Annotated in this window: 23 protein-coding genes; 12 read left to right on the top strand and 11 right to left on the bottom strand. The window is 41.5% G+C overall.

Annotated elements, in window-relative coordinates:
• Window positions 1-8 precede the first annotated feature (8 nt).
• Together IM797_RS03720 and IM797_RS03715 are read right to left on the bottom strand one after the other, a co-directional pair.
• Window positions 9-365 carry an RNA polymerase sigma factor gene (locus tag IM797_RS03720; protein WP_194125737.1) on the bottom strand — a complete coding sequence of 119 codons (357 nt, stop codon included), beginning with the start codon at window positions 363-365 and terminating at the stop codon, window positions 9-11.
• Window positions 366-504: 139 nt separating this feature from the next.
• A complete protein-coding gene (locus IM797_RS03715) occupies window positions 505-993 on the bottom strand; it encodes a hypothetical protein (protein WP_194125736.1) in 489 nt (162 codons plus the stop codon).
• A gap of 273 nt (window positions 994-1,266) precedes the next feature.
• On the opposite strand from IM797_RS03715, the gene rpe reads away from it, so the two are divergent.
• The 5 genes from rpe (at window position 1,267) to IM797_RS03690 (ending at window position 7,779) form a co-directional block, all read left to right on the top strand.
• On the top strand, window positions 1,267-1,938 hold the full coding sequence (gene rpe, locus IM797_RS03710) for a ribulose-phosphate 3-epimerase (protein ID WP_194125735.1): 672 nt from the start codon (window positions 1,267-1,269) through the stop codon (window positions 1,936-1,938).
• Between the two features lie 7 nt (window positions 1,939-1,945).
• Complete coding sequence (locus tag IM797_RS03705; RefSeq protein WP_194125734.1) at window positions 1,946-4,339, top strand: TonB-dependent receptor; 2,394 nt, start codon at window positions 1,946-1,948, stop codon at window positions 4,337-4,339.
• Window positions 4,340-4,390: 51 nt separating this feature from the next.
• Complete coding sequence (gene serC, locus IM797_RS03700; protein WP_194125733.1) at window positions 4,391-5,455, top strand: 3-phosphoserine/phosphohydroxythreonine transaminase; 1,065 nt, start codon at window positions 4,391-4,393, stop codon at window positions 5,453-5,455.
• A 29-nt stretch (window positions 5,456-5,484) separates the two neighbouring features.
• Window positions 5,485-6,435, top strand: coding sequence for a D-2-hydroxyacid dehydrogenase (locus tag IM797_RS03695; protein ID WP_194125732.1), 951 nt, complete (start codon window positions 5,485-5,487; stop codon window positions 6,433-6,435).
• 99 nt (window positions 6,436-6,534) lie between these two features.
• On the top strand, window positions 6,535-7,779 hold the full coding sequence (locus tag IM797_RS03690) for a DUF1015 domain-containing protein (RefSeq protein ID WP_194125731.1): 1,245 nt from the start codon (window positions 6,535-6,537) through the stop codon (window positions 7,777-7,779).
• On the opposite strand, the gene IM797_RS03685 is transcribed toward IM797_RS03690, so the two are convergent.
• The 4 genes from IM797_RS03685 to IM797_RS03670 are packed head-to-tail and all read right to left on the bottom strand — an operon-like array spanning window position 7,772 to window position 9,503.
• Window positions 7,772-7,918 carry a hypothetical protein gene (locus IM797_RS03685; RefSeq protein WP_194125730.1) on the bottom strand — a complete coding sequence of 49 codons (147 nt, stop codon included), beginning with the start codon at window positions 7,916-7,918 and terminating at the stop codon, window positions 7,772-7,774. The genes IM797_RS03690 and IM797_RS03685 overlap by 8 nt on opposite strands.
• Window positions 7,915-8,421, bottom strand: coding sequence for a hypothetical protein (locus tag IM797_RS03680; RefSeq protein WP_194125729.1), 507 nt, complete (start codon window positions 8,419-8,421; stop codon window positions 7,915-7,917). The genes IM797_RS03685 and IM797_RS03680 overlap by 4 nt, the downstream gene beginning before the upstream one ends.
• 14 nt (window positions 8,422-8,435) lie before the next feature.
• Complete coding sequence (locus IM797_RS03675) at window positions 8,436-8,720, bottom strand: putative quinol monooxygenase (RefSeq protein WP_194125727.1); 285 nt, start codon at window positions 8,718-8,720, stop codon at window positions 8,436-8,438.
• Between the two features lie 3 nt (window positions 8,721-8,723).
• A complete protein-coding gene (locus IM797_RS03670) occupies window positions 8,724-9,503 on the bottom strand; it encodes an S-adenosyl-l-methionine hydroxide adenosyltransferase family protein (RefSeq protein ID WP_194125726.1) in 780 nt (259 codons plus the stop codon).
• 102 nt (window positions 9,504-9,605) lie between these two features.
• Between IM797_RS03670 and IM797_RS03665 the strand changes: the two genes are divergently transcribed.
• The 4 genes from IM797_RS03665 (at window position 9,606) to IM797_RS03650 (ending at window position 12,929) form a co-directional block, all read left to right on the top strand.
• A complete protein-coding gene (locus tag IM797_RS03665) occupies window positions 9,606-10,574 on the top strand; it encodes a PhoH family protein (protein WP_194125725.1) in 969 nt (322 codons plus the stop codon).
• 14 nt (window positions 10,575-10,588) lie between these two features.
• The gene (locus tag IM797_RS03660; protein WP_194125724.1) at window positions 10,589-11,542 is read left to right on the top strand and encodes a phosphoribosylaminoimidazolesuccinocarboxamide synthase; all 954 of its coding nucleotides are present in this window, start codon (window positions 10,589-10,591) and stop codon (window positions 11,540-11,542) included.
• Window positions 11,543-11,631: 89 nt separating this feature from the next.
• A complete protein-coding gene (locus IM797_RS03655; protein WP_194125723.1) occupies window positions 11,632-12,018 on the top strand; it encodes an STAS domain-containing protein in 387 nt (128 codons plus the stop codon).
• Complete coding sequence (locus tag IM797_RS03650; protein WP_194125722.1) at window positions 12,018-12,929, top strand: ribonuclease Z; 912 nt, start codon at window positions 12,018-12,020, stop codon at window positions 12,927-12,929. Before IM797_RS03655 ends, IM797_RS03650 begins: the two co-directional genes overlap by 1 nt.
• A 106-nt stretch (window positions 12,930-13,035) precedes the next feature.
• Here IM797_RS03650 and IM797_RS03645 read toward each other — a convergent pair whose 3' ends face one another.
• Genes IM797_RS03645 through IM797_RS03635 form a run of 3 tightly spaced genes read right to left on the bottom strand, consistent with a single transcriptional unit; the run spans window position 13,036 to window position 15,780 of the window.
• Entirely contained in the window at window positions 13,036-13,992 is a 957-nt protein-coding gene (locus IM797_RS03645) for an MlaD family protein (RefSeq protein WP_194125721.1), read from the bottom strand.
• A 34-nt stretch (window positions 13,993-14,026) separates the two neighbouring features.
• The gene (locus IM797_RS03640) at window positions 14,027-14,869 is read right to left on the bottom strand and encodes an N-acetylmuramoyl-L-alanine amidase (RefSeq protein ID WP_194125720.1); all 843 of its coding nucleotides are present in this window, start codon (window positions 14,867-14,869) and stop codon (window positions 14,027-14,029) included.
• Window positions 14,870-14,901: 32 nt separating this feature from the next.
• The gene (locus tag IM797_RS03635; protein ID WP_228098700.1) at window positions 14,902-15,780 is read right to left on the bottom strand and encodes an N-acetylmuramoyl-L-alanine amidase; all 879 of its coding nucleotides are present in this window, start codon (window positions 15,778-15,780) and stop codon (window positions 14,902-14,904) included.
• 56 nt (window positions 15,781-15,836) lie between these two features.
• Here IM797_RS03635 and IM797_RS03630 point away from each other — a divergent pair, with 56 nt between their 5' ends.
• From IM797_RS03630 to IM797_RS03620, 3 genes are read left to right on the top strand one after another with little or no spacing between them, the layout of a single operon-like run.
• Complete coding sequence (locus IM797_RS03630; RefSeq protein WP_194125718.1) at window positions 15,837-18,545, top strand: putative LPS assembly protein LptD; 2,709 nt, start codon at window positions 15,837-15,839, stop codon at window positions 18,543-18,545.
• Window positions 18,546-18,555: 10 nt separating this feature from the next.
• Window positions 18,556-19,803, top strand: coding sequence for a competence/damage-inducible protein A (locus IM797_RS03625; RefSeq protein ID WP_194125716.1), 1,248 nt, complete (start codon window positions 18,556-18,558; stop codon window positions 19,801-19,803).
• 50 nt (window positions 19,804-19,853) lie between these two features.
• Complete coding sequence (locus IM797_RS03620) at window positions 19,854-21,176, top strand: dihydrolipoamide acetyltransferase family protein (protein ID WP_194125715.1); 1,323 nt, start codon at window positions 19,854-19,856, stop codon at window positions 21,174-21,176.
• Window positions 21,177-21,250: 74 nt separating this feature from the next.
• On the opposite strand, the gene IM797_RS03615 is transcribed toward IM797_RS03620, so the two are convergent.
• Both IM797_RS03615 and metX read right to left on the bottom strand, forming a co-directional pair.
• On the bottom strand, window positions 21,251-22,492 hold the full coding sequence (locus IM797_RS03615) for a homoserine dehydrogenase (RefSeq protein ID WP_194125714.1): 1,242 nt from the start codon (window positions 22,490-22,492) through the stop codon (window positions 21,251-21,253).
• A gap of 4 nt (window positions 22,493-22,496) precedes the next feature.
• The gene (gene metX, locus IM797_RS03610) at window positions 22,497-23,555 is read right to left on the bottom strand and encodes a homoserine O-acetyltransferase (RefSeq protein ID WP_194125713.1); all 1,059 of its coding nucleotides are present in this window, start codon (window positions 23,553-23,555) and stop codon (window positions 22,497-22,499) included.
• Window position 23,556 lies beyond the last annotated feature (1 nt).

Genomic DNA, 23,556 nt, shown 5'->3' with positions numbered 1-23,556 from the left:
ATTGTCCGTTAGTTTCGATGCCAGATTTCTCCCTTTTCTATAAATTTATCAAACGATGCCGAATACATGGAAATATCCTTATGATCTGCTATGGCTTCTAAAACCCTATTTTTAGTCATGGTATATAGGTATGGTTCAATTTTAGCGGTTTGGGGGATATCTTCTCGTTTTTTCCAGAACGTCAAAAATAGCTCTTTAACTATTTCTTTAGCTTGTTCAAAATCACCTAGTTTTTGATAAGCATGTATGTGAAGATTGCGCTGGTAACGGTTAAAAATTTCAATAAAAGCATTTTCGTCTCCATTTCTTAAATACGCAAGAAGATCGGCATCCGAAAGGGCCTTGTATTCAGTAATATTATCCATGTGTATTCCCTAATGATTATAGATTTTTAAGTTAAATGTATATCTTAAAGTTTAGCTTGTTCATTTTGTGCATTATATCTTCGAAAACAAGCTTTAAATGAGCTTTTTGAGTGCTTTTCTACTTTTTTTAAAATGAACACTATTGCTCAGGCTGAAACAAAAGATGATTTGCCTGCAGTAAGCATTCAAGATCTTGTTGAAAGTCGCACAGCTGAAGCATCTTTGCCTGGCTCAGATTGCTATCCAGTAGTGTGTTTGTCAACACGTCAGACAGTATCTGGCTTTCATGCAGGGCATATTTGTTAAAGAAATTTCTGATGACTGCTGCTGGTGAGCACTGCGCCGAGACCTGTTCCAGGGGTTTTTGAAGTTCATCTTCATTTTCTCCAGCATGGCTTTCCTGTAATGTGCTGATTTGTTGGATACTGAGGTAGATGGTGGTTAGCTTGTTGATGAAGTTAAAAGTTTTGCTGTACTGATTTTGGCTTAGGTGGCTCAGACTTTTGCATTGAAAGGCCTTCACCAGGTTAATCAATAGAACCGTAGATTCCGCATGATCGTATTCGGAACATAGATCGGCAATTAAGGTGACCGCTTTTAGGGCAGACTGATCGTAATTTCTTTTCATATTAAATAGCTGTTAGTTGCAATTTTAAATTATTATTCCTTTTCAGAGGTGCTGTTGATGCTATCGTAATGTACTTTTTTAGTATCAGAGTCGTATGCATCTTGTTGATCCTCACCGGTAAATATAATTAATTAATCAATATAATATATTAAAATATATAATTTAAGTTGAACTGAAGCTGTGGATCTTTTCTATTTTATCTGCACTGTTTTTTTATTTAGTTATCTTTACCATATTTAGAAAGCCAATAACCTATTTTAACCGGACACTGAAATGAAACACCTGATAGCTCCTTCCGTACTTTCTGCCGATTTTGCGAATTTACAACGCGATACTGAAATGTTAAATGCCAGTAAGGCCGACTGGATTCACGTGGATGTAATGGATGGTGTTTTTGTGCCCAATATCTCTTTTGGTTTTCCGGTCATGGAGGCCATTAAAAAACATGCCCGTAAACCGCTTGATGTGCATTTGATGATTGTAAATCCAGATCAGTACATTGAACGTTTTGCTGCTGCCGGCGCTGCCGTGATTACGGTGCATTATGAAGCTTGTGTGCATTTACACCGAACCGTTCAAGCCATACATGCTGCCGGTTGTAAAGCTGCTGTTGCACTGAACCCACATACGCCCGTTGCCCTGTTAAAAGATATCCTGGTGGACCTGGACATGGTGCTGATCATGTCGGTGAATCCGGGTTTTGGCGGACAACAATTTATTCCCAATACTTTAAATAAAATTGCAGAACTGCGGGCTATGGCAGATCAGGTAAAACCGGAATTGCTCATCGAAGTGGATGGTGGGGTAGGATTACATAACCTTGGGCAACTGATCGCGGCCGGTGCCGATGTCTTTGTAGCTGGAAACGCGGTCTTTGCGGCTCAGGATCAGCTTCAGATGATTTCGGATATGAAAGAATTTGATCAACATCTATCGAAACTATAATGCCTTAATGCTCAGAAAATACGGCTTGTTTTTTTTACTGTTATTCGGCTTTACTTATGTGAAAGGGCAGCCCATGGTAAAAATTTCGGGTGCAGTATCGGATGAACTTGGCGGCGTGCTGACCCATGTGACTGTTACTGTAGTGGGTCAAAGCCAGTCGACCATTACCGATGATGTCGGCCATTATAACATTTATTCCAAAACCAAGGAGTTTACTTTAAAGTTCAGTTTACTGGGCTATAATCCTTTATTGATTCCTGTTAAGATGCTCAAACCCGGTCGGCTTACCCAGGACGTTGTGCTAGCCATCAATCCAAATGAGCTGGAACAGGTAACGATCACCACCAAGCAGAACCAGTTGAGTAACAGCACAACCATCAACATCACAGATGCTTCAACGTTGCCTTCGGTATCAGGAAATTTTGAAGCCATGTTAAAAATGCTTCCGGGAGTATCTACCAATAACGAATTGAGTAACCAGTACAGCGTGCGTGGCGGTAGCTTTGACGAAAACCTGATTTATGTGAACGATGTAGAGATCAACCGTCCCGTATTGATTAGAAATGCCCAGCAGGAAGGCTTAAGTTTCATCAACCGCGATTTGTTGAGTGCAGCTAAATTCTCGGCAGGAGGATTTGAGGCGCGTTACGGCGATAAACTATCATCGGTGCTGGATGTGAAGTACGAGCGTCCCGACAGTACCTCGGCGATACTAAATGCCAGTTTACTTGGGATGTCTTTTGGCGCGAAAGTATTGCAAAAAAACAGCTATATACTTGCGGGTTTGAGGTATAAGAACAATACCAGTATTTTGAGTAGTCAGGATAACAAAGGTAGTTATATGCCTAATTTTACCGACGTACAGCTGGTTTATCAGCAGAACTTATCCGATAAGTTTAGCTTGAACTTTTTTGGAAATTTCAACAGTGGGGTATTTAAGCTGATTCCGGAAAGCCGGCAAACTGAATTTGGTACACTGAGTACACTGATGCATCTGAATGTGGATTACGATGGCAAGGAGGTCGATGATTATCAAACTGCAGGCGGGGCAATAACCGCGAAATTTATTCCCAGATCCAACCTGGTGATCAAATGGATCAATAGCTATTTTAAAACCATTGAAAGGGAGCGGATAGACATGACCGGCTGGTACGAACTAAACGAGTTGTACAAGGGGCAGGTTGGTGTACCGGGTACAAACATCAACAGGGGGTATGGTAGTTATACCAATTATGCCCATAACGATTTAAACTCAACAGTATTGAGCTCGGAACTGAAAGGTGATCAAAATCTGGATAGCCATACTTTTTCCTGGGGTTTTCGTTTTGAGCAAAAGAAGTACCGTGATGATTTGAACGAGTACAGCCTGATCGATTCTGCAGGGCACCCGGTTCAGGGGAATGTGGGGAGTTTTTACCAGGACAATGCCATCGCAACCAGGAATAGCCTGGCTATTGAATACCTGACCGCTTATATACAGGACAGTTATAGCTTGACTGCGCGGACAGACTTGCAGCTCGGTGTGCGGGCAAATTTCAATAGTTTAAGTAAGCAATTGCTGATTAGTCCGAGGCTATTACTGGCCTACCGCCCGGAGCGGAACAACAAAATTCTCCGTTTTACAGCAGGAATTTACCAGCAGGCACCTGATTACCGGACCATTCGCGATTTTAATGGCCGGTTAAATCTGCAGCAGCAGGCCCAGCGTTCTTATAATGGCTCTGCCGGATATGATTATGCCTTTGATGCCCTGGGTACACGATTGAAATTTACTTCAGAATTCTATTTTAAATACACAGACCGGCTTATTCCGTATATGATGGACAATGTACGGATCAAATATCTGGCAGATGAGCTGGCCAAAGGCTATACTTACGGGGCTGATTTTAGCATCGGCGGAGAATTTGTGAAAGATTTGTTGTCTTATTTCCGGGTTTCGGTGATGAAAGCCAATCAGGATATTTTAAATGACGGAATTGGCTATTTAAAACGTCCTACAAATCAAAGTATTAATTTTTCGGGGTATTTTCAGGATCGGTTATTGAACAGTCCGACTTACAAGGTGCATTTGAACTTGTTGTACGGTTCAAAACTGCCATTGGGTTCTCCGTTGGTGCACAGATATACCGATGATTTTCACATACCGGCGTACCAAAGGGTAGATATTGGCTTCTCTAAAGATTTTTTAGATGATCTTTCTGTCAAAAAATCACCCTTCCTGGATAAATATTTTAGTTCGTTTTCCGTGTTTGTGGAAGTATTTAATTTGTTAAACATGAATAATACAGTTTCCTATCTGTGGTTGAAGGATATAGATAACGTACAATATGCTGTTCCTAACTATTTAACGGGTAGACGTATTAACCTAAAATTAGTCATCAAGTTCAAAAAATCGAAATGATAAACGGTATAAAACTGTTACATTTACCATCAATAAAAATCAGTATATAAAATGAGACATAATTTCGGCGCAGGACCCTGTATTTTACCTCAGGAAGTTTTCAAGCAAGCATCAAGAGCTGTTTTAGATTTTAAAGACGGCCTGTCTATTCTAGAGATCTCTCACCGTACACCTGAATTTGAAGGTGTTGTTGAAGAGGCTGCAAAATTGGTTAAGGAATTGTTAGCTGTTCCGGCCGGTTATTCCGTTTTGTTTTTACAGGGGGGGGCAAGTTTGCAATTTGCGATGGTTCCTATGAATTTGTTGCCTCAGGGCAAATCTGCAAGTTACCTGGAAACCGGAGTATGGGCTAACAAGGCAATTAAAGAAGTGGTTAATTTTGGAACAGCCAACATTGTGGCTTCTTCAAAATCGTCCAATTATACTTTCATTCCAAAGGATTATACCATTCCTGAGGACAGTGCTTATTTCCACTGCACGTCTAACAATACCATTTATGGTACCGAAATGTTCAGTTTACCTGAAACCAAAGTTCCTGTTGTGTGTGACATGTCATCAGACATCATGAGCCGTGTAATTGACGTTTCAAAATATGACCTGATTTATGCGGGAGCACAGAAAAACATCGGGCCTGCAGGTTTAACAGTGGTTATTGTTAAAGATGAGATTTTAGGTAAATCTGGTCGCGGCCTTCCATCTATGCTAGACTATAAAGTTCACATCGAGGGCGGTTCTATGTACAATACGCCACCGGTATTTTCAATCTATGTAGCGATGCTAAACTTAAGGTGGTTAAAAGCCAAAGGTGGGGTTGCTGAAATTGAGAAAGAGAACATTGCAAAAGCAAATGCTTTGTATACCGAGATCGACAGAAACCCATTGTTTAAAGGTACTTGTGCTGTTGAAGACCGTTCAAGAATGAATGTTTGCTTTGTGATGGAAAATCCTGAACTGGAAAAACCATTCCTGAAATATGCAGAAGAAAATGGAATTGAAGGCATCAAAGGACACCGTAGTGTAGGTGGATTCAGGGCTTCGATGTACAATGCTTTGCCGATTACAAGTGTACATACCCTTGTTGAATTGATGCAGAACTTTGCAGAGAAACACAATTAAATAACAAGAACCACATATAAAACAAATTAATGATTAAAATACTTGCAAACGATGGGATTGATCCCATTGGTAAATCCATGTTAGAGCAAGCTGGTTTTGTAGTTGATACAGAAACAGTACCACAAGATCAATTGGCTGAAGCTTTAAAGAACTACGACGGTATTACTGTACGTAGTGCAACTAAAGTACGTCAGGAACTTATAGACCAATGCCCGAATATCAAATTAATTGGTAGAGGTGGTGTAGGTATGGACAATATTGATGTTGACTATGCACGTAGTAAAGGTGTTGCCGTAGTGAATACACCGGCAGCTTCCTCTTTGTCGGTAGCAGAACTGGTATTTGCACATTTATTTACCGGTGTTCGTTTTTTACAGGATGCGAACCGTAAAATGCCGGTAGAAGGAAATACCAATTTCAATGGTCTGAAAAAGGCTTATGCAAAAGGTGTGGAGTTGAGGGGCAAAACCATTGGTATCATTGGTTTCGGACGTATCGGTCGCGAAACGGCTACTGTAGCTTTAGGCTTAGGGATGAACGTGCTGGCATATGACCTGTTCCCTTTTGAGGGTAACCTGACCTTAAATCTTCAGGGTGGTATCCAGGTACCTATTCCAGTGAAAACCGTAAGTCTTGACGAAGTAATTGCCAATAGTGATTTCATCAGTTTGCATACACCTTTTGCAGATAAACCGATTTTGGGTGCCGAAGAGTTTGCTAAAATGAAAAAAGGCGTTGCTGTAGTCAATTGCTCGAGAGGTGGTACCATTGATGAAGCTGCATTAATTGCTGCTTTAGACAGCGGCCAGGTTGCTTTTGCAGGATTAGATGTTTTTGACAACGAACCAACTCCTTCTGCTGATATTTTAAAGCATGCTAAAATTTCATTAACTCCGCATATTGGTGCGGCTACGAATGAAGCTCAGGAACGCATTGGTGTGGAACTGGCTACGCTCATTATTGAGCATTTTAATAAGTAAGAACTGAAAAAGGGGCTGTCCCAAAGGTAAAATAAGCTGAGCATCTGCTTTCCGATTTTTCCTTTTAGACAGCCTTTTTTGATTTTAACAACCAAATATATGCCTACAATTAAGCCCTTTTGTGCGCTTAAACCTGCTGTAAATTTGCAAGGACAGGTGGTGACCCGTCCCCTGGAAAATTACAGTACGGGTGAAGCCAGGTTAATTGCATCTGAAAATGAACATAGCTTTCTGCACCTGATTGATCCGGAGCTGGACAACCCATATTTGCGTGGGACCCGGCAGGAGTTGATTTTTAAAAAGATCAGCGAAAATCTGGAGGGTTTTATCGAACAGAAATTCCTGGTTAAAGCGGAGTGTCCGGCCATTTATATTTACCGTACGCAACACGATGGCTTAGTTCAAACGGGCATCTGGACTTTAACGCATATTCGCGATTACCTGGAAGGAAGGATAAAGAAACACGAATCTACTGTGGAACGCAGGGAAAAGCTGCTGGCAGATTATCTGCAGCAAACTGGTCTTGATGCCAACCCGGTGCTCATGACTTATCACCCGGAACCCATTGTGGAAAGCATGGTTGATCAATACGTCGGTTTAAGGCCGGAGCTGGACTTTACTTTTGCTGATGGTACATCGCATCAGATTTGGGCAATTACGGACGCTGAGGATCTGGAAAAGCTTATACGGGCATTTGAACGCATGCCCTGTGTGTACATTGCTGATGGACACCACAGAGCAGCATCAATGGCAAAAATGGGCTTGCAGAAGGCAGAATTGAATCGCTCAAAACATCAGGGTGCCGAAACCTACAACTACTTTAGTACCGTGTACATGAATACTTCCGAAGTGAAGGTATTGGAATTTAACCGCCTGGTTAGGGATATGGGCAGGCTTACGAATGCTGAATTTATGACTGCAGTTGAAGCCGCTTTTCAAATCTCACTTTCAGATGGTATGGTTAAGCCTGCTGCCTTGCATGAAATTGGCATGTATTTCAATGCGCAGTGGTACCGGCTTGTTCCCAAAGCTGGATTGTATAATGCTAATGATCCTGTAGAAGTACTGGATGTGAGTATTCTACAGAATCTCATACTGGGGCCAATTCTGGGTATTCATGATCCGAGAACTGATGCCAGATTAAGCTTTGAAGGCGGGCGTACGCCGGTGGCCGACTTGCAGGCTAAGGTGGATAATGGCCTGTTTGCCATCGCTTTTGTGTTGCATCCTACCTCAGTGGCGCAGGTGATTGCCGTGGCAGATGCCGGGGGTGTAATGCCTCCGAAGTCGACCTGGGTAGAACCGAAGTTTTTAGTCGGTTTGCTGACCAGTTATTTCAATTGAGCGAATGGGTCAGCGTCCAGTACTTGTACCCTAAAATTGCTTTCTGCAGATTGGTGAGTTTCGTTGGATCTTTTTTATAAAGACTGGGCAATAATTTGTTGTTTATTTTAACCAGCGTTTTGAAGAATAGCCTTTTCATACCTTTTTCATTTTAAATAGATAGATCAGTAATCCGATCAGGGTCAGTATTAAAACAACGATGATCAGCATAGAAAAGTTTTTACTTTTTTCTGCGGCTGCGACATCTTGTTTTAATTTTTCCTGTTGATCCTGTAGCTTTTTGATGCTCAGCATGTAGTTCTGCACGCGACTGCCGGAAGTGCTGACTTCGGTTTTTGTTTTTTCTACTTCCAGATCTTTGTAGTCCATCAATATTTTAATTTCTTTAAAAATATCGTTGTCGTTTAAAGTGATTTGTCTTAAGATCTCATTGGAATTCCGGATGTCTTTCTTGGTCTGCAAGCCAAATATGCCGGTTCTGGCATGCAAACTTTCATCATATTGCCCGAATTTGAGGCTCCGTTCAGCCAATAGTTTATTAATTTTTAAGCGCTGGATGTTATAAGCACTGGTGTCGGGCTGGACAGCCTGAGCGGAAACAGCCAGAAACAATAGTGAGAAAATTAGGAAGTTTCTAATCATGATTTGCTTTTTCCTTAAGGAACAAGCAAACTCCATGCCTCGGCTTTACTTTTAAAATTGGGTTTAACCACAGCCCAGGTTTGTTGGAAGAAGGGCGACTTCCGGTAGTTTTCCAGTTTGGTTGCATCATCCCATGTGCTGATGGTGAAAAACACTTCGGGATTATGCTCATCCTGTAAAAGCTGGACGCCCTGACAACCTTCAAAAGCCGCAATTTTAACCTGCAACGATTGAAAAAGAATTTTGAACTCGGCAATGAAGTCTGCCGATAGATGCATTTTGACGACTCTTGTCAGCATAGCTTATGGATGAAACTCAATTCGGATGATGTCATTTAGCTGTAGTCCGAGTAAACCGCTTGCCTTGCCTTTATTGATGGCGATTTCCAGGTGATTGCTGATCCCAAACAGACATAATTTTTCACCTTCGGGTACTTCATTGTAATGCCAGCTCAACTGACTGATGGTTTCACTTTTTCTGAAGTATAAAGTGAAATCCCTGTTGCGTTGAATCCTGGTAAACAGCTCCTTGGTGATGTTGGTGATCACGTTTGAAAAAGTATCGATGTAAATGACGCTTCCGCGGATGATATCCCGTTCAATAACCGGATTCAGCAGCATGCGTTCTTCTACATTTGCGGTAGGTACCCCGATGTCTTTCAGTTTGGCACCTTTAGCCAGTTGCGTGGCTGCTTTGACAAAAATGTCGACCAGGGGAAAATGCAGGTATTTTAAATCCTGCATGATGTTTAGTTCTACAATCTCCTCAGGCTTTTCTTCAAAAAGCAATGAAAATATGCCGTTATCCGCACCTACAAAGAAATGGTCTTTGTATTTTAAAGCAATGTATTTGGTGTTTTCGCTAAATACAGAATCGATCCCGATCAGGTGAACGGTCCCTTTAGGAAAGTACGGGTAAACGTTTTTTAATACGAAAGCTGCATGGGAAATATTGAAGGAAGGAACCTCATGTGTCACATCAACAATGTTTGCTGTAGGCAAGATACTCAGTATACTTCCCTTAAGGGCAGCCTGATAGAAATCTTTAGAGCCTAAATCTGTTGTTAATGTAATAATAGCCATTAAAAATTGAATATTTATTCTTAATCTTGCGTAAGCGGCAAATCGCGTACAAATATTCAATTTTTATATCAAAATATACACCTCTATCTAAAAAACAATATTTTGAACGAACTGAAATTAACATTAGAATCGGTAAATCCGGTACAATTTTGGGGTACAAATAATGAGCATTATGAGCTGATTAAAAACGCCTTTCCAAAGTTAAAAGTAGTAGCAAGGGGAAACGAAGTGAAGGTACTTGGTGATGATCAGGAGCTTAAGGCTTTTGAGCAAAAGTACAATCAGCTGTTGCAACACCTGGAGCAGTACAGCAATTTGACACCAAATGATGTAGAGACCATTTTAGTTTCGAAAAGGTCAGCATCGGCTGCAGAAAACGGCACTGAAAAACCTGCTGCAACCGGTGGGGGTGGAGAAGTGATTGTATTTGGTACCAATGGACTGATGGTGAAGGCCCGCACGGCCAACCAGCGCAGAATGGTAGACAGTATTGTGAAGAATGATGTTCTGTTTGCGATTGGTCCGGCCGGTACAGGTAAAACCTATACGGCGGTCGCATTGGCAGTTCGTGCCCTGAAAAACAAAGAGATCAAAAGAATTATTCTGACACGTCCGGCAGTGGAAGCAGGTGAAAGTCTGGGTTTTTTACCGGGCGACCTGAAAGAAAAAGTAGATCCTTATCTGCGTCCGCTATATGATGCACTCGATGACATGATCCCGGCAGAGAAATTGAAAACCTATCTGGAAAACCGCACCATTGAAATTGCACCACTGGCTTTTATGCGGGGCAGGACGCTGGACAACTGTTTTGTGATCTTAGATGAGGCACAGAACTCGACGGACTTGCAATTGAAAATGTTTTTGACCCGTATGGGGCCTTCTGCAAAATTTATTGTGACCGGAGACGTGACCCAGATCGATTTACCTAAGAAACAGATGTCGGGCTTACACAATGCATTGCGTATCCTGGACGGTATTCCCGGAATTGAAATTATCTATCTGACGGGTGAAGATGTGGTACGACACAAATTAGTGAAGAGAATATTAAAAGCCTACGGCGATATACAATAAGTTACTATATTAAAATGACAGCAATTAAAGAAACAAATTTTAGCTTTCCAAAACAGACTAGTTTTTACAAGGGAAAAGTGCGTGATGTGTATACCATTGACAATCAATTCATGACGATGGTGGTTACAGACCGGATATCTGCATTTGATGTGGTTTTACCAGAGGCGATTCCATTTAAAGGACAGGTATTGAATCAGATTGCTGCTAAGTTTTTAAATGCAACCAGGGATATTGTTCCAAACTGGGTAATTGATGTGCCTGACGAAATGGTCACCATTGGCCGGATTTGTGAGCCTTTTAAAGTAGAAATGGTGGTGAGGGGATATCTTGCCGGCCACGCCTGGAGAGAATATAGTGCCGGAAGAAGGAGTGTTTGTGGTGTGGCACTGCCAGAAGGATTAAAAGAAAATGACAAATTACCTGAGCCGATCATTACACCAACAACGAAAGCTGCTGTAGGCCATGATGAAGATATTTCTAAAGCCGATATCTTGTCTAAGGGAATCGTATCGCTTGAAGATTACGAACAACTGGAGAAATATACATTGGCTTTATACGCCCGTGGTACAGAAATGGCTGCAGAACGTGGCCTGATCCTGGTAGATACCAAGTACGAGTTTGGTAAAGTAGGTGAGGAGATCTTTTTAATTGATGAGATCCATACACCGGATTCTTCCCGTTATTTTTATGCGGAAGGTTATGCGGAACGTCAGGCCAATCATGAAGCGCAGAAACAGCTGTCTAAAGAGTTTGTTCGTAAATGGTTGATCGAAAATGGTTTCCAGGGTAAAGAGGGACAGTCTGTTCCTTTGATGACGGAAGAGATTATTCTTTCCATTTCAGATCGTTATATTGAACTTTATGAGCAGATCACAGGCGATAAGTTTGTTAAAAACGAACTGGCAAATGTTGTGGAACGGATAGAAAAGAATGTAAATGATGCGCTGGAAAGGCTTTTAGCGAAGTAATTTTGTTTAAACTGAATTGTGTTAGCAAAAATAGTACCAGATACAGATTAAATTAATTACTTTCGTATTCAGACTAAAATATCAATATCATGAAGTTTTCAGTAGATAAGCATGAAAAGTATGTTGTGTTGAAACTTAAAGAAAGTAAGTTTACAAACGACAATACCCCGAAGTTGAAATCTGAGTTCATTTTATTGAACGCAGAAGGACATTGTAACATTGTGTTGGATTTATCTTCGATTAAACAATGTGACGATTCTCAGGATCTGAGCAGCTTGCTGTTTGGCCACCGTTTATGTAAAAAAGACAATGGTTTATTTATTTTAACCGGCGTTAATCCAGTAGTTTCTGAAATTTTAGCAATGTCTAAACTGGATCAGCACCTGATCATTGTATCTAATGTAGCTGAAGCTACCGATCTGATTTTTATGGAAGAGATCGAAAAGGAATTGTTGGGGAGTGTAGATAAAGGTTAATGAAATTTGAGGTTACTATTTTAGGCAGTAGTTCTGCAACACCTGTATACAATAGGAATCCTACCGCGCAGTTGTTAAACTGTAATGAGAAATTTTACCTGATCGATTGTGGCGAGGGCACCCAGCAACAGTTGATTAAGTTCGGCTTCAAAGCGAGCAAAATTGACTATGTTTTTATCAGTCATTTACATGGAGATCACTATTTTGGCCTGATCGGGTTATTGTCGAGCCTGCATTTAAATGGTCGTGTAAAACCGATCCGGATTTTTGCTCCTGCGGCGCTGGAAGAAATTCTGGCTGTCCAGTTTAAATATTCAGAAACCATCATCCGGTATCCGATCGAGTTTACAGCGATTGAAGCGATTGAATCTTCAGTGATTTTTGAAAATGCAGATTTAACGGTTCAGACTGTTATTTTAAACCATCGGATTCCCTGTACAGGCTTTAGATTTACACAAAAGAAGCGTTTGCGTAAGGTATTGGTAGAAAAGTTAACTGCCGAATCCATTGCTCCGGAATATTATCCTTTGCTCAAAAGGGGAGTAGATCTGGAATTGCCTGATGGCCGGGTTTTGTTGAATGCCGACTATACGATAGACTCTGATCAGCCCAAATCTTATGGATATTGTTCTGATACACTGATGGATGAGCGGTATTTTGATAGCATCCGCAATTGCGATACCTTATATCATGAAGCCACATTTTTACATGAAATGCTGGACAGGGCAAACCATACACATCATACGACTGCTTTACAGGCTGCTGAAGTAGCTAAAGAAACTGGCGCAGGTAAGTTGCTGATTGGTCATTTTTCATCGCGTTACAAGGCCTTATTGCCTTTGCTGGAAGAAGCAAGATCAGTATTTGAAGATACCGAGCTGGCACTTGAAGGAAGTACGTATACGATTTAAAGATTTAGCTCACAAATGCATGTGCAGCGACGCTGCAAATGTATTCCATAAAAAAAATCCCCTGCTCATTCCTGAACAGGGGATTTTTTTATGGAGTTTATGAAAGTTAATCGTCTTTTTTCTTGTTACCGCCACCAAATACAGAGAAGTGGACATAACGTTTAGGATTTTGTTTCAAATCGATCATTAGGTTATCCAGATTTTTAGAAGCATTGGTCAGGTTTTCATACATTTTGCTGTCGTTAACCAACATGCCTAAGCTACCTTGTCCATTGTTCACTTTAGATACAATACTTTGTAAATCAGCAACAGCTTTATTCGCGTTCTCTATCGTTTGTTTAAAGTTTGCGGCAGCTACCTGATCGGTAATCGTATTCACATTCGCCAAAATGCTATTGATCTTTTGATTGTTCTGTTTAAGGTTGATTGTAATCGCTTCTACATTAGAAAGGATGGATGCGATTCTGGATCCTTCAGAACCTACCAGGTTATCTACTTTTTTAGAAGTCGACTCTAATGAAGCCAATGTTGCAGAAATGCTATTGAAGCTCTTATCCACGTTTTTCTGAAAGTTCGGATTCAGGATCGTATTTACACTGGTTAAGATGGAATCCATTTTGCCGATGATCAGCTCTGCTTTTTTCTGTACCGGTTGTACAGTTTCCAGCAGGCCTTTGGCTACATTCGCATTTAAGGTATCTCCATCTTGTGCAAAATCCTGTCCGGTTCCCAATTCCATAACTATGGCTTTACTACCCAGAAGATCTGTGCCTTCCAGTTTAGCAATGCTATTTTTAGGAATTTCGTATTTCCCTTTAATTTTTAAAGTGGCCAGGATACTTCCATCGGCCTGCAATTGAAGTTTGTCTACGCGACCGATTTGAAATCCATTGATGAGTACAGGTTTGGAAACACCCAGTCCATCTACCCGGGAATACTTCGCATAAAGTACCGTTTCATTTGAAAAAATGGCATTCCCTTTTAAGAAATTATAACCAATAATTAATAAGGCAATAGATATGGCGGCCATTATACCTACTTTGGTTTCGTTTGCTATCTTCATTTACGATCAGTTATATTTCTAATAATTTGAATGTTTAATTTATTTCAGTTTCTTTTTTATAGGTGTGTACAGCTTTGAAAATGGCATTTACAATTTCAGCCTGTCCACTGGCAGAGTTCATATAGCTTTCTTCATCCGGATTGGATATAAATCCGATTTCTGTGAGCACTGCAGGCATTCCGCATCTTTGCAAAATCAGAATTCCCTGCTCTTTAACCCCTCTGTTTACTCTGTTGTTGTCGTTTGTATAGGCATTTTGCATCAATCGTGCCAGTTTCAAACTTTTGTCTCTAAATGTATTTTTGAACAAAGATAATATAATAAATGTTTCAGGATCATTGGGATCATAGCCATCGTAATTTTGTTTGTAGTTTTTTTCAGATTTGATGTCGGCATTTTCCCTGATGGCTACATCCTGCTCATCCAAACGGTGAGATCCCGCTACAAAAGTTTCGGTTCCGCTGGTGCTTTTATTTTTTACATAGCCATATTGTGCTACTTTTTTGCCACGTACCGTTTTGTACCCGGTCACCACCCGGCGGTCGGGCATGGAATTGCAATGGATGGAAATAAATATATCTGCTTTGTTGTCGTTCGCCAGTGCAGCGCGTTTATGAAATTCTACGTCAACATCAGTTTTCCTGGTGTACAGAATTTTAACATCAGGCATGTCCTCTTCAAACTTTTTGCCCAGTTTTAAGGCCACTTGCAGCGCGATGTTTTTCTCCATAGAAAAACTGCCCACGGCACCAGATTTTGCTCCGCCGTGTCCGGCGTCAATTACAATGGTTTTAACTTTGTATCCCTGTGCAAAAGTCAATTGAGAGGTTATCAGTAGTAAGGAGCTAAATAGGAATAGGTTTCTTTTCAATCTCATCGTGCTTCGCGCTTTTTTGTTTTTTTGGTGTGTTAGCCTTCTATACTTTTTTTATAGTTTTCAATAGCCTTCAATAAGCATTCCGTTATTTCATGCTGACCGGCCTGAGAGTTCATATAGTTCTCCTCTTCGGGATTGCTGATGAATCCAATTTCGGTTAAGATTGCCGGCATACCCGCCCTGGCCAGCACAGCCAGACTTTTTTCCTGAACACCCCTGTTGACACGTCCCACAGCTACATATTGATCCTGGACCAATTTGGCCAGTTTTAAACTTTGTGTACGGAAAGTGTTCTTCATTAAAGACAGGATGATGTAATTTTCAGGGTTGTTCGGGTCAAATCCTTCGTAGTTTTCTTTGTAGTTATCCTCCAGGAAAATGGCCGCATTTTCACGTTTGATCACTTCATCCTGTTCATTCAGTCTACCCATACCCGAAACGAAGGTTTCTACACCTTTTGTAGAAGTACTTTTCCTGCTGACAGTTTCTGTGACCGGTATTTTTTTGCCTTTTTTTCCCTTTCTGTAACCGGTTACGACAGTGGATCTGAAAACCGGCATGTCGTTACAATGTATAGAGATAAATAAATCTGCTTTTGCGTTATTGGCGATGGCAATTCGCTCATATAAGGGGATAAAAACGTCTGTACTCCGGGTATAAATTACTTTTACATCCTTCATATTTGCTTCGATCGCCGCGCCAAGGTTCAATGCGGTTTTTAAAGCCACATCTTTTTCCGTTGAATAAAGCCCTCTTGTAGAGCCGTCACGGCCACCATGCCCGGCATCAATTACAATAGTTTTTATTTTATATTCTTGCGTAAACGCCTGATTACTAGTTGTAATGTTGATCAGCAAAGAAATAAATACAATCAAAATTACATTTGACCTAAGCAATGGTATATTTTTCATTAATTTTGAACGTTTTGGATTAAACATTAATGCAAAAATAACATTCACACACGAATTTGAAACTTTTACGCGATATCATTTTTTTTAAAACACTTGTTTTACTAGTATTTATTGGTAATCAGGCGTTCGCTTTAACCAACTTTTCACCATATCAAGACATTCGTCAGCAGCTGGACACGGCTAAGAAATCGCCTGTTAAAACGAAGTTGAATGACACGACCAAAAAGACTCTGGTTAAAACCAATCCTAAAGATACCGCGGCATCTGAAAAGGTACAGTATGGTGCACGTGACTCGGTGGTATTGGACAAAGAAAGTGGTGTTGTTTATTTGTATGGTAAAGCGCGGGTTTTGTATCAGGATATTGAGCTGGATGCAGACTACATTACTTATAACAGCAAGACCAATATGATCTATGCGCGGGGCACCTACGATAAAAAAGGAAAGTATATCGGGCGACCTATTTTTAAAATGACCGGCCAGAGTACTTCTATGGCCGATTCACTGAAATTTAATGCCAAAACCAAGGCGGGTCAGATTCATGGGGTGTTTACCGAGCAGGAGGGTGGTTTCTTTTCAGGCGGGATCGCAAAGAAACAACCGGATGATGAGATTCACAGTAAGGGCCAGATTTACAGTACCTGTAATTTACCACATCCGCATTTTGGATTGCACATCACCAAGGGAATTGTGACTAAAAATCAGATTATTACCGGACCCGTATACCTGGAGATTGAAGATATACCCTTGCCACTGGCTTTGCCATTTGCCTTTTTTCCCAAACCCAATAAAAAGAGTTCCGGGGTGATTTTGCCTACACCAGGCGAAGAGGCGACCAGAGGATTCTTTTTACAGGACGGTGGTTACTATTTCGGACTGAGTGATTACTGGGATGCGAAAGTTACCGGATCAGTGTATAGCTACGGTTCCTATAGTGCACGCGTGGCCTCTACGTATACCAAAAGATATAAATACAATGGTAATGTTGATTTGAGTTATGCCTACACCAAAAGTGGAACGCAAGGTACAAGAGACTATCAGACCGCTAAGGATTTTCGGATCAACTGGACGCACTCCCAAAACGCCAACGCTAATCCAGGTACTATTTTTTCTGCCAGTGTGAACGCGGGAACTTCTGGTTATGGAAAAAATACTGCTGGTGGGGATACTTACAATCAAAATCTGATTGCCAATAACATCCTGAACTCTTCCATTTCTTACGGTCGTACCTTCTCGAACGGAATTAACTTATCAACTTCCTTTAACCACAGTCAGGAAACCCGTGCTAAAACGGTATCCTTAACCTTGCCAAACGTGAGTTTGTCGGTGCCTACTTTTAATCCTTTCGATTCCAAAAGCCGGGTTGGTGAGCAGAAATGGTATCAGAAGATTACGGTGGGCTATACCATGCAGGCAACCAATACCATCAACACAGCAGATTCATTGTTGTTTACCAAGCAAAGTTTAAGTCAGTTCCGTACGGGAATTCAGCACAATGTACCGATCAACATGTCGTTTAACATATTGAAATATTTTAACTTCAATACCAATGTAAATTATAGTGAAAAATGGTATTTTCAATCCATTCGTAAAACCTATGGCAAACTGGCCAATGGAAGTGATGTGACTTTTATAGATACGATTCCAGGTTTTAACCGCTCCAATGAGTACAGCGTGGGCGGTGGTTTATCTACAAAGGTATACTCTACAGCACAGTTTAAAAACCTGGGCAAATTGAAGGCCATCCGTCACGTGATGACGCCTAGTGTAAGTTTCAGTTATAAACCAGATTTCTCCTCACTTAGTAAAGGCATTTACAAAATCGCCAAATATCAGAATGGGGAGACCGTGTATACTAAAGATTACAACACCGGAGAACTGGTGCCCATGAAGTATTCTATCCAGGAGCAGGGCGTATACGGAGGGCCGTCTATTGGTAGAAGTGCCACGATCAATTTTGGTATTGACAATACGGTGGAAGCTAAAATTGCTTCGCTGAAAGATACAACCGGTACCGGCGAGCGAAAGATTGCAATTATCCAGGGCTTAGGGATTAACGGTAGTTATGATTTATTGAAAAAGGACTTTAAATTATCTGACCTGAGCTTTAGCGGGCGTTCACAGTTTACCGATAAATTGGGGATCAATTACCGTGGTACACTAAACCCGTACCTGTACGAAGACATTGCAAACGATCAGGGTGTGGTGACCAGGACCTTGGTAGATAAATATACCTGGTCTAAAGGGCAATTGCCAAGGCTGACCAATTTTGGATTCTCTTTTGATTATAGTCTGAACCCGGAATCTTTTAAAAAGAAGAATGAAATAACCGACAAGCTCAATGAAAAAAAGGTTGGCGGCGGAATTACACCAGAGCAGGCTGAAGCACTGGCACAGATCAGCCGTGACCCCAATGCCTTTGTTGATTTTAACATTCCATGGAACTTTAGTTTTCAGTACAGTTTTGATTACCGGACCGATGCAGTAGGCCAAAACAGTTCCATAACGAATAACTTAAGCTTTAGTGGTGATGCAAACGTGACACCCAAATGGAAAGTAACCTTTACTTCGGGCTGGGACTTTCAACGGCAGACCATCTCCATGACCAATTTTGCGATTTACAGGGATTTGCACTGCTGGGACATGAGTTTCAACTGGGTTCCATTTGGTGCTTATCAATCGTACTCGGTGATCATTAAGGTGAAAGCTTCAGTTTTGCAGGATTTGAAATTGAGCAAAAGAAAATCTTACGTTCCTAAATTCTAAACCAAATCATATGTTAGCCGAAATTATAACCATAGGAGATGAAATCCTGATCGGTCAGATTGTGGATACCAATTCTGCCTGGATGGCGAAAGAATTAAACCTGATCGGCGTTAAAGTGAAGCAGGTCACTTCTGTGTCTGATGATGCAGCGCACATTACAGAGGCTTTAAAACAGGCGATGCAACGCGTGGATGTCATTTTAATTACTGGTGGCCTTGGGCCAACCAAAGATGACATTACGAAGTTGACCCTGGCTAAATATTTTAACATGGGCATGCGCAGGGATCAGCCTACGCTGGATCATGTGACCAGTTTTTTTACCCGTTTAAACAGACCGATGATTGAGATGAACCGGCAACAGGCGGATGTACCGGATGGTTGCGAAGTGATTCAAAACAAAAACGGAACAGCGCCCTGTATGTGGTTTGAACAGGAAGGCCGGATCATTGTATCTATGCCCGGTGTGCCTTTTGAAATGATGTACCTGATGACCGAGGATATTTTACCGCGGTTAAAGCAAACCTTTAACTTACCTGCTCTAGTTCACCAGACCATTCTTACTGCGGGTTTAGGGGAGTCTTTTTTAGCTGCAGAAATTGAAGATATTGAGGATAGTTTACCCGCTCATATTAAACTCGCTTATTTGCCCAAGCTGGGACAAGTAAGGCTACGTTTAAGCGGTTCGGGAAGCGATGAAGTTGCGCTGAAAGCAGAGATCGCCGGTTATGTTCGCCAATTGGTGAACCGCGTACCGAAATATGTGGTGGTTGAAGATGATATTGCGCTGGAAAAAGCTTTGCTAAACCTCATGGCTGAAAAAGGTTTGACTTTGTCAACTGCCGAAAGTTGTACCGGAGGCTATATCGGGCATCTGATCACACAACATCCCGGCAGCTCTTCAGTATACCTCGGTGGTGCAGTTACGTATTCTAACGCGCTTAAAACTGCCATATTAGGCGTTTTGCCAGAGACATTGGCGAATTATGGTGCGGTAAGCGAAGAAACGGTTAGGGAAATGGCCATGGGTGCTGTGAAAAACTTTAAAAGTGACTATGCCATTGCGGTAAGTGGCATTGCCGGACCGGATGGTGGAACAGCTGATAAACCAGTTGGAACGGTATGGATTGGTATCGCTTCAAAGGACAAAGTAACAGCACGTTGCTTTAGTTTTGGAAGCCGCAGAACACAAAATATTGAGCGTGCCGCCATCGCTGCATTAACGCTTGTTTTGAATGAGATTAAACATCATGTAGTTTAAGTCTGCAAAAAACTTTACTTTTGCAGCCGATATCAATCATAAAATAAAAAATGGCTCAATACGAATTATTGTTACCTAAAATGGGGGAGAGTGTTGCCGAAGCAACCATCATTAAATGGACTAAACAGCCTGGAGATACAATAGAACTGGACGATACGATTCTGGAAATTGCTACCGATAAAGTAGATTCTGAAGTGCCGTCTCCAGTTACAGGTAAGCTCATCAAACAGTTGTTTAATGAGGATGATGTCGTACAGGTCGGCGCTGTGATTGCTATCATTGAAACAGACCTGGCTGCTGAAAGTCCGGCAGCGGAGGTGCAAGCGCCTGTAGCTGTTGAGGAAGTCGCACCAATTGTTGAAAATATACCAGGCACGGAACAACTGACAGCAACTGCTTCAGCAGAATCTATTCGCTTTTATTCGCCATTGGTTAAAAATATTGCTGTTCAGGAAGGAATCAGTCTTAAAGAACTGGATAACATCCAGGGAACAGGCGCTGAGGGGCGTTTGACCAAAGACGATCTTTTGGCGTATATTCAAGGTGGCCGAAAAGAGTCTGCTGCCCCTGTTGCAAGTCCGGCTACAGCTGAAAAACCTGCAGCGAATAATTTGACTCCTGCTGCCAAAACGGCTCCAACTCCCGCCACTGTAAGTATGGCTGGCGGCGATGAGATCATGGAGATGGACAGGATGCGTAAGCTGATTGCAGACCACATGGTGATGAGTGTACAAACTTCACCACATGTGACTTCATTTGTAGAAGCTGATGTGACCAATATGGTGATGTGGCGTGAAAAGGTAAAGCGTAATTTTGAAAAACGCGAAAATGAAAAGATTACATTCACACCTATTTTTATTGAAGCGGTAACTAAAGCGATTAAAGATTTTCCAATGATCAACGTTTCTGTGAACGGTACCCAGATCATCAAAAAGAAGGACATCAATATCGGTATGGCTGCGGCTTTACCAAGTGGAAACCTGATTGTACCGGTGATTAAGAACGCGGATCAGTTGAACCTGGTTGGTTTAACCAAGGCTGTAAACGACCTGGCGGGACGTGCACGTAATTCTAAATTGAAGCCTGACGAAACACAGAACGGAACATTTACATTGACCAATGTGGGTTCATTTGGTAACGTGATGGGGACGCCGATCATCAACCAACCTCAGGTAGCCATCCTGGCTGTTGGCGCCATTAAAAAGAAACCAGCGGTGTTGGAGACTGAATTTGGTGATGTAATCGCCATCAGGCATATGATGTTCCTTTCCTTATCATACGATCATAGGGTAGTGGACGGTGCTTTGGGCGGATCTTTTGTACGTCGCGTAGCAGATTACCTGGAAAACTGGGATGTCAACAGGGAGATGTAATCATTTCCTTTATCACATATCAAAAAAAAACGGCCCTGTTGAAGGGCCGTTTTCATATCAAAACAAAACAAAAATTAACTAAAAAGTACTTCTTCATCTGCAACAGTTTTAATCTGCTGCTCGGTATAGGTATATTTACCAGTATGTGCAATAAATACGTCTTTCTGTTCTAACAAATTTTTGTTGGCCAGTAAGCTTTTTAAGCTTACGCTACCAATGATGTACTTATAGTCATCACGTGAAAAACGTTCTACAATATTTTCAATTTTAAGTTTCTCAACGGTATACTCATGTGTATAACGCAGGTACACTTCTATATTTACATTGTCTGTATGTAACAGGCCATTGTGCTGGTGATATTTTTTATATTCATAACGGTAACCGTAACGCAATGCTGCAATGTCTGACAATACCGCCGCACCCGTTGGGTGACCACCTGCACCTTTTCCAAAAAAGAACTGTTTATCGGCAAAGGCAGCTTGTACCGTTACACCATTGTATTCATTCTCTACGTTAAACAGGAAATCATCCGATTTTACGAATTTAGGCAATACATAAGTAACCACCTGTTTGGTGCTGATTTTACGCGCTGTAGGCACCAGTTTGATTTTGAAGTTCTTTTCCCGCGCATAGCGGATGTCATTTTCAGAAAGGTTCTGGATACCAATATTCAGAATCTTATCCGGATTGATGAACAGACCGTAGGCATGGGCAGTTGCAATGGCCAGTTTAAATTTAGGATCATAGCCTCCAACGTCCAGAATCGGATCTGTCTCGGCAAAACCTAAGTCCTGCGCCTGTTTCAATGCTACACCATATTCCAGGTTCTCATTGAATATCTTTGATAAAATATAGTTGGATGAACCGTTAAAGATACCGCTGATGCCATGTAACAACTCATTGTCGTAATATTCTTCGAGATTCCGGATGATCGGAATACTTCCGCACACTGCGCCTTCATACAATAAAGAAGCGTTGTGTTTTTCTTGTAGTTCTACCAGTTCTGCAAGGTGTGTGGCAATCATTTTTTTGTTTGCTGAAACTACATTTTTGCCACTTGTTAATGCTCTTTTGGTAATTTCAAAAGCCACATCCGCATCATCGATCAATTCTACAATGGTATTGATCTCCGGATTATTTAAGAGTTCATTGTGGTCTGTCGTGAAAAGATGTGCATCTAAACTGCGCTTCTTATCTGGGTTTTTAATGGCGATTTTAATGATTTCAAGGTTTAAATCCTGACCACGGATAATGTCGTGTAATCCCTGGCCAACTACCCCAAAACCAAATAAACCGATCTTAAGTTTTGTGCTCATCTAATTATGCTGTTTTATGTAATTTAACTATTTTCTTATTTATACTTTCCTTTAAAAAATTGCCAATAACGCGGGTTAAAGCATCTGTCTCGATGAGGAAACCATCATGACCATAGGCAGATTTCAGACTGTGAAATGCTGCTCCTGCGATGTGATTTGCCAGGAATTCCTGTTCCGTAATTGGAAACAATACATCATTCTCTATGCCGATGACCAGGGTATTCGCCTTAATCAGGGCCAGTGCGTGGCTGGTGCTTTGACGTCCACGTCCAACATTGTGGCTGTCCATCGCCTTGGTGAGGTACCAATAGCTATAGGCGTTGAACCGTTTGCAGAGTTTTTCTCCCTGATAATTCTGGTAAGATGAAGCCCTGAAAGATCCGGTTTTATCATTTACACTTTCCAGTTGTGTCGCGGTATATGCGTCATATGTTCTGTAAGAAAGTAAAGCGATACTGCGGGCAACTTTCAAACCTTTTAATCCGCCATCAGGTTTTTGCGCGTAAAAACTACGGTCGGCTGTAATGGCCAGCCGCTGACTTTCATTAAAGGCTATGCCCCATGGAGAGTGCACTGCATTGGTAGCCATGAGGATCAGATTTTCAATGTACTGCGGAGCGGTAATTGCCCATTCCATAGCCTGCTGACCGCCTAAAGAGCCTCCAACGAGCACTTTAATGTGCTGAATGCCCAGGTGGGCAGCCAACAACTGGTGTGCAGAAACCAGGTCCCGGATGGTGAATTCCGGAAATGCCAAATAGTAAGGCAAACCCGTCACCGGGTTTGTGCTTAAGGGATTGGTACTTCCATAATGTGAGCCTACAATGTTGGCACAAATGATGAAATGCTCATCCGGATTGAAAAGTGCATTGTTACCAAAAAGACCTTTCCACCAGTCCAGCACGTCTGCATTTGCAGTCAGCGCATGACAAGCCCAGATCACGTTGTCTTTACTGGCATTTAATTTACCATAGGTTTGATAAGCAATTTCCAACTTGCGCAGCTTTTTGCCGCTTTCCAGTTTGAAAACCTTATTGTAACTATATGTGGAGGTCGTACTCATT

Origin of the sequence: Pedobacter sp. MC2016-24, assembly GCF_015223055.1 — a bacterium.
Classification (GTDB): domain Bacteria; phylum Bacteroidota; class Bacteroidia; order Sphingobacteriales; family Sphingobacteriaceae; genus Pedobacter.
This window is presented reverse-complemented; position numbering and strand designations above follow the sequence as displayed.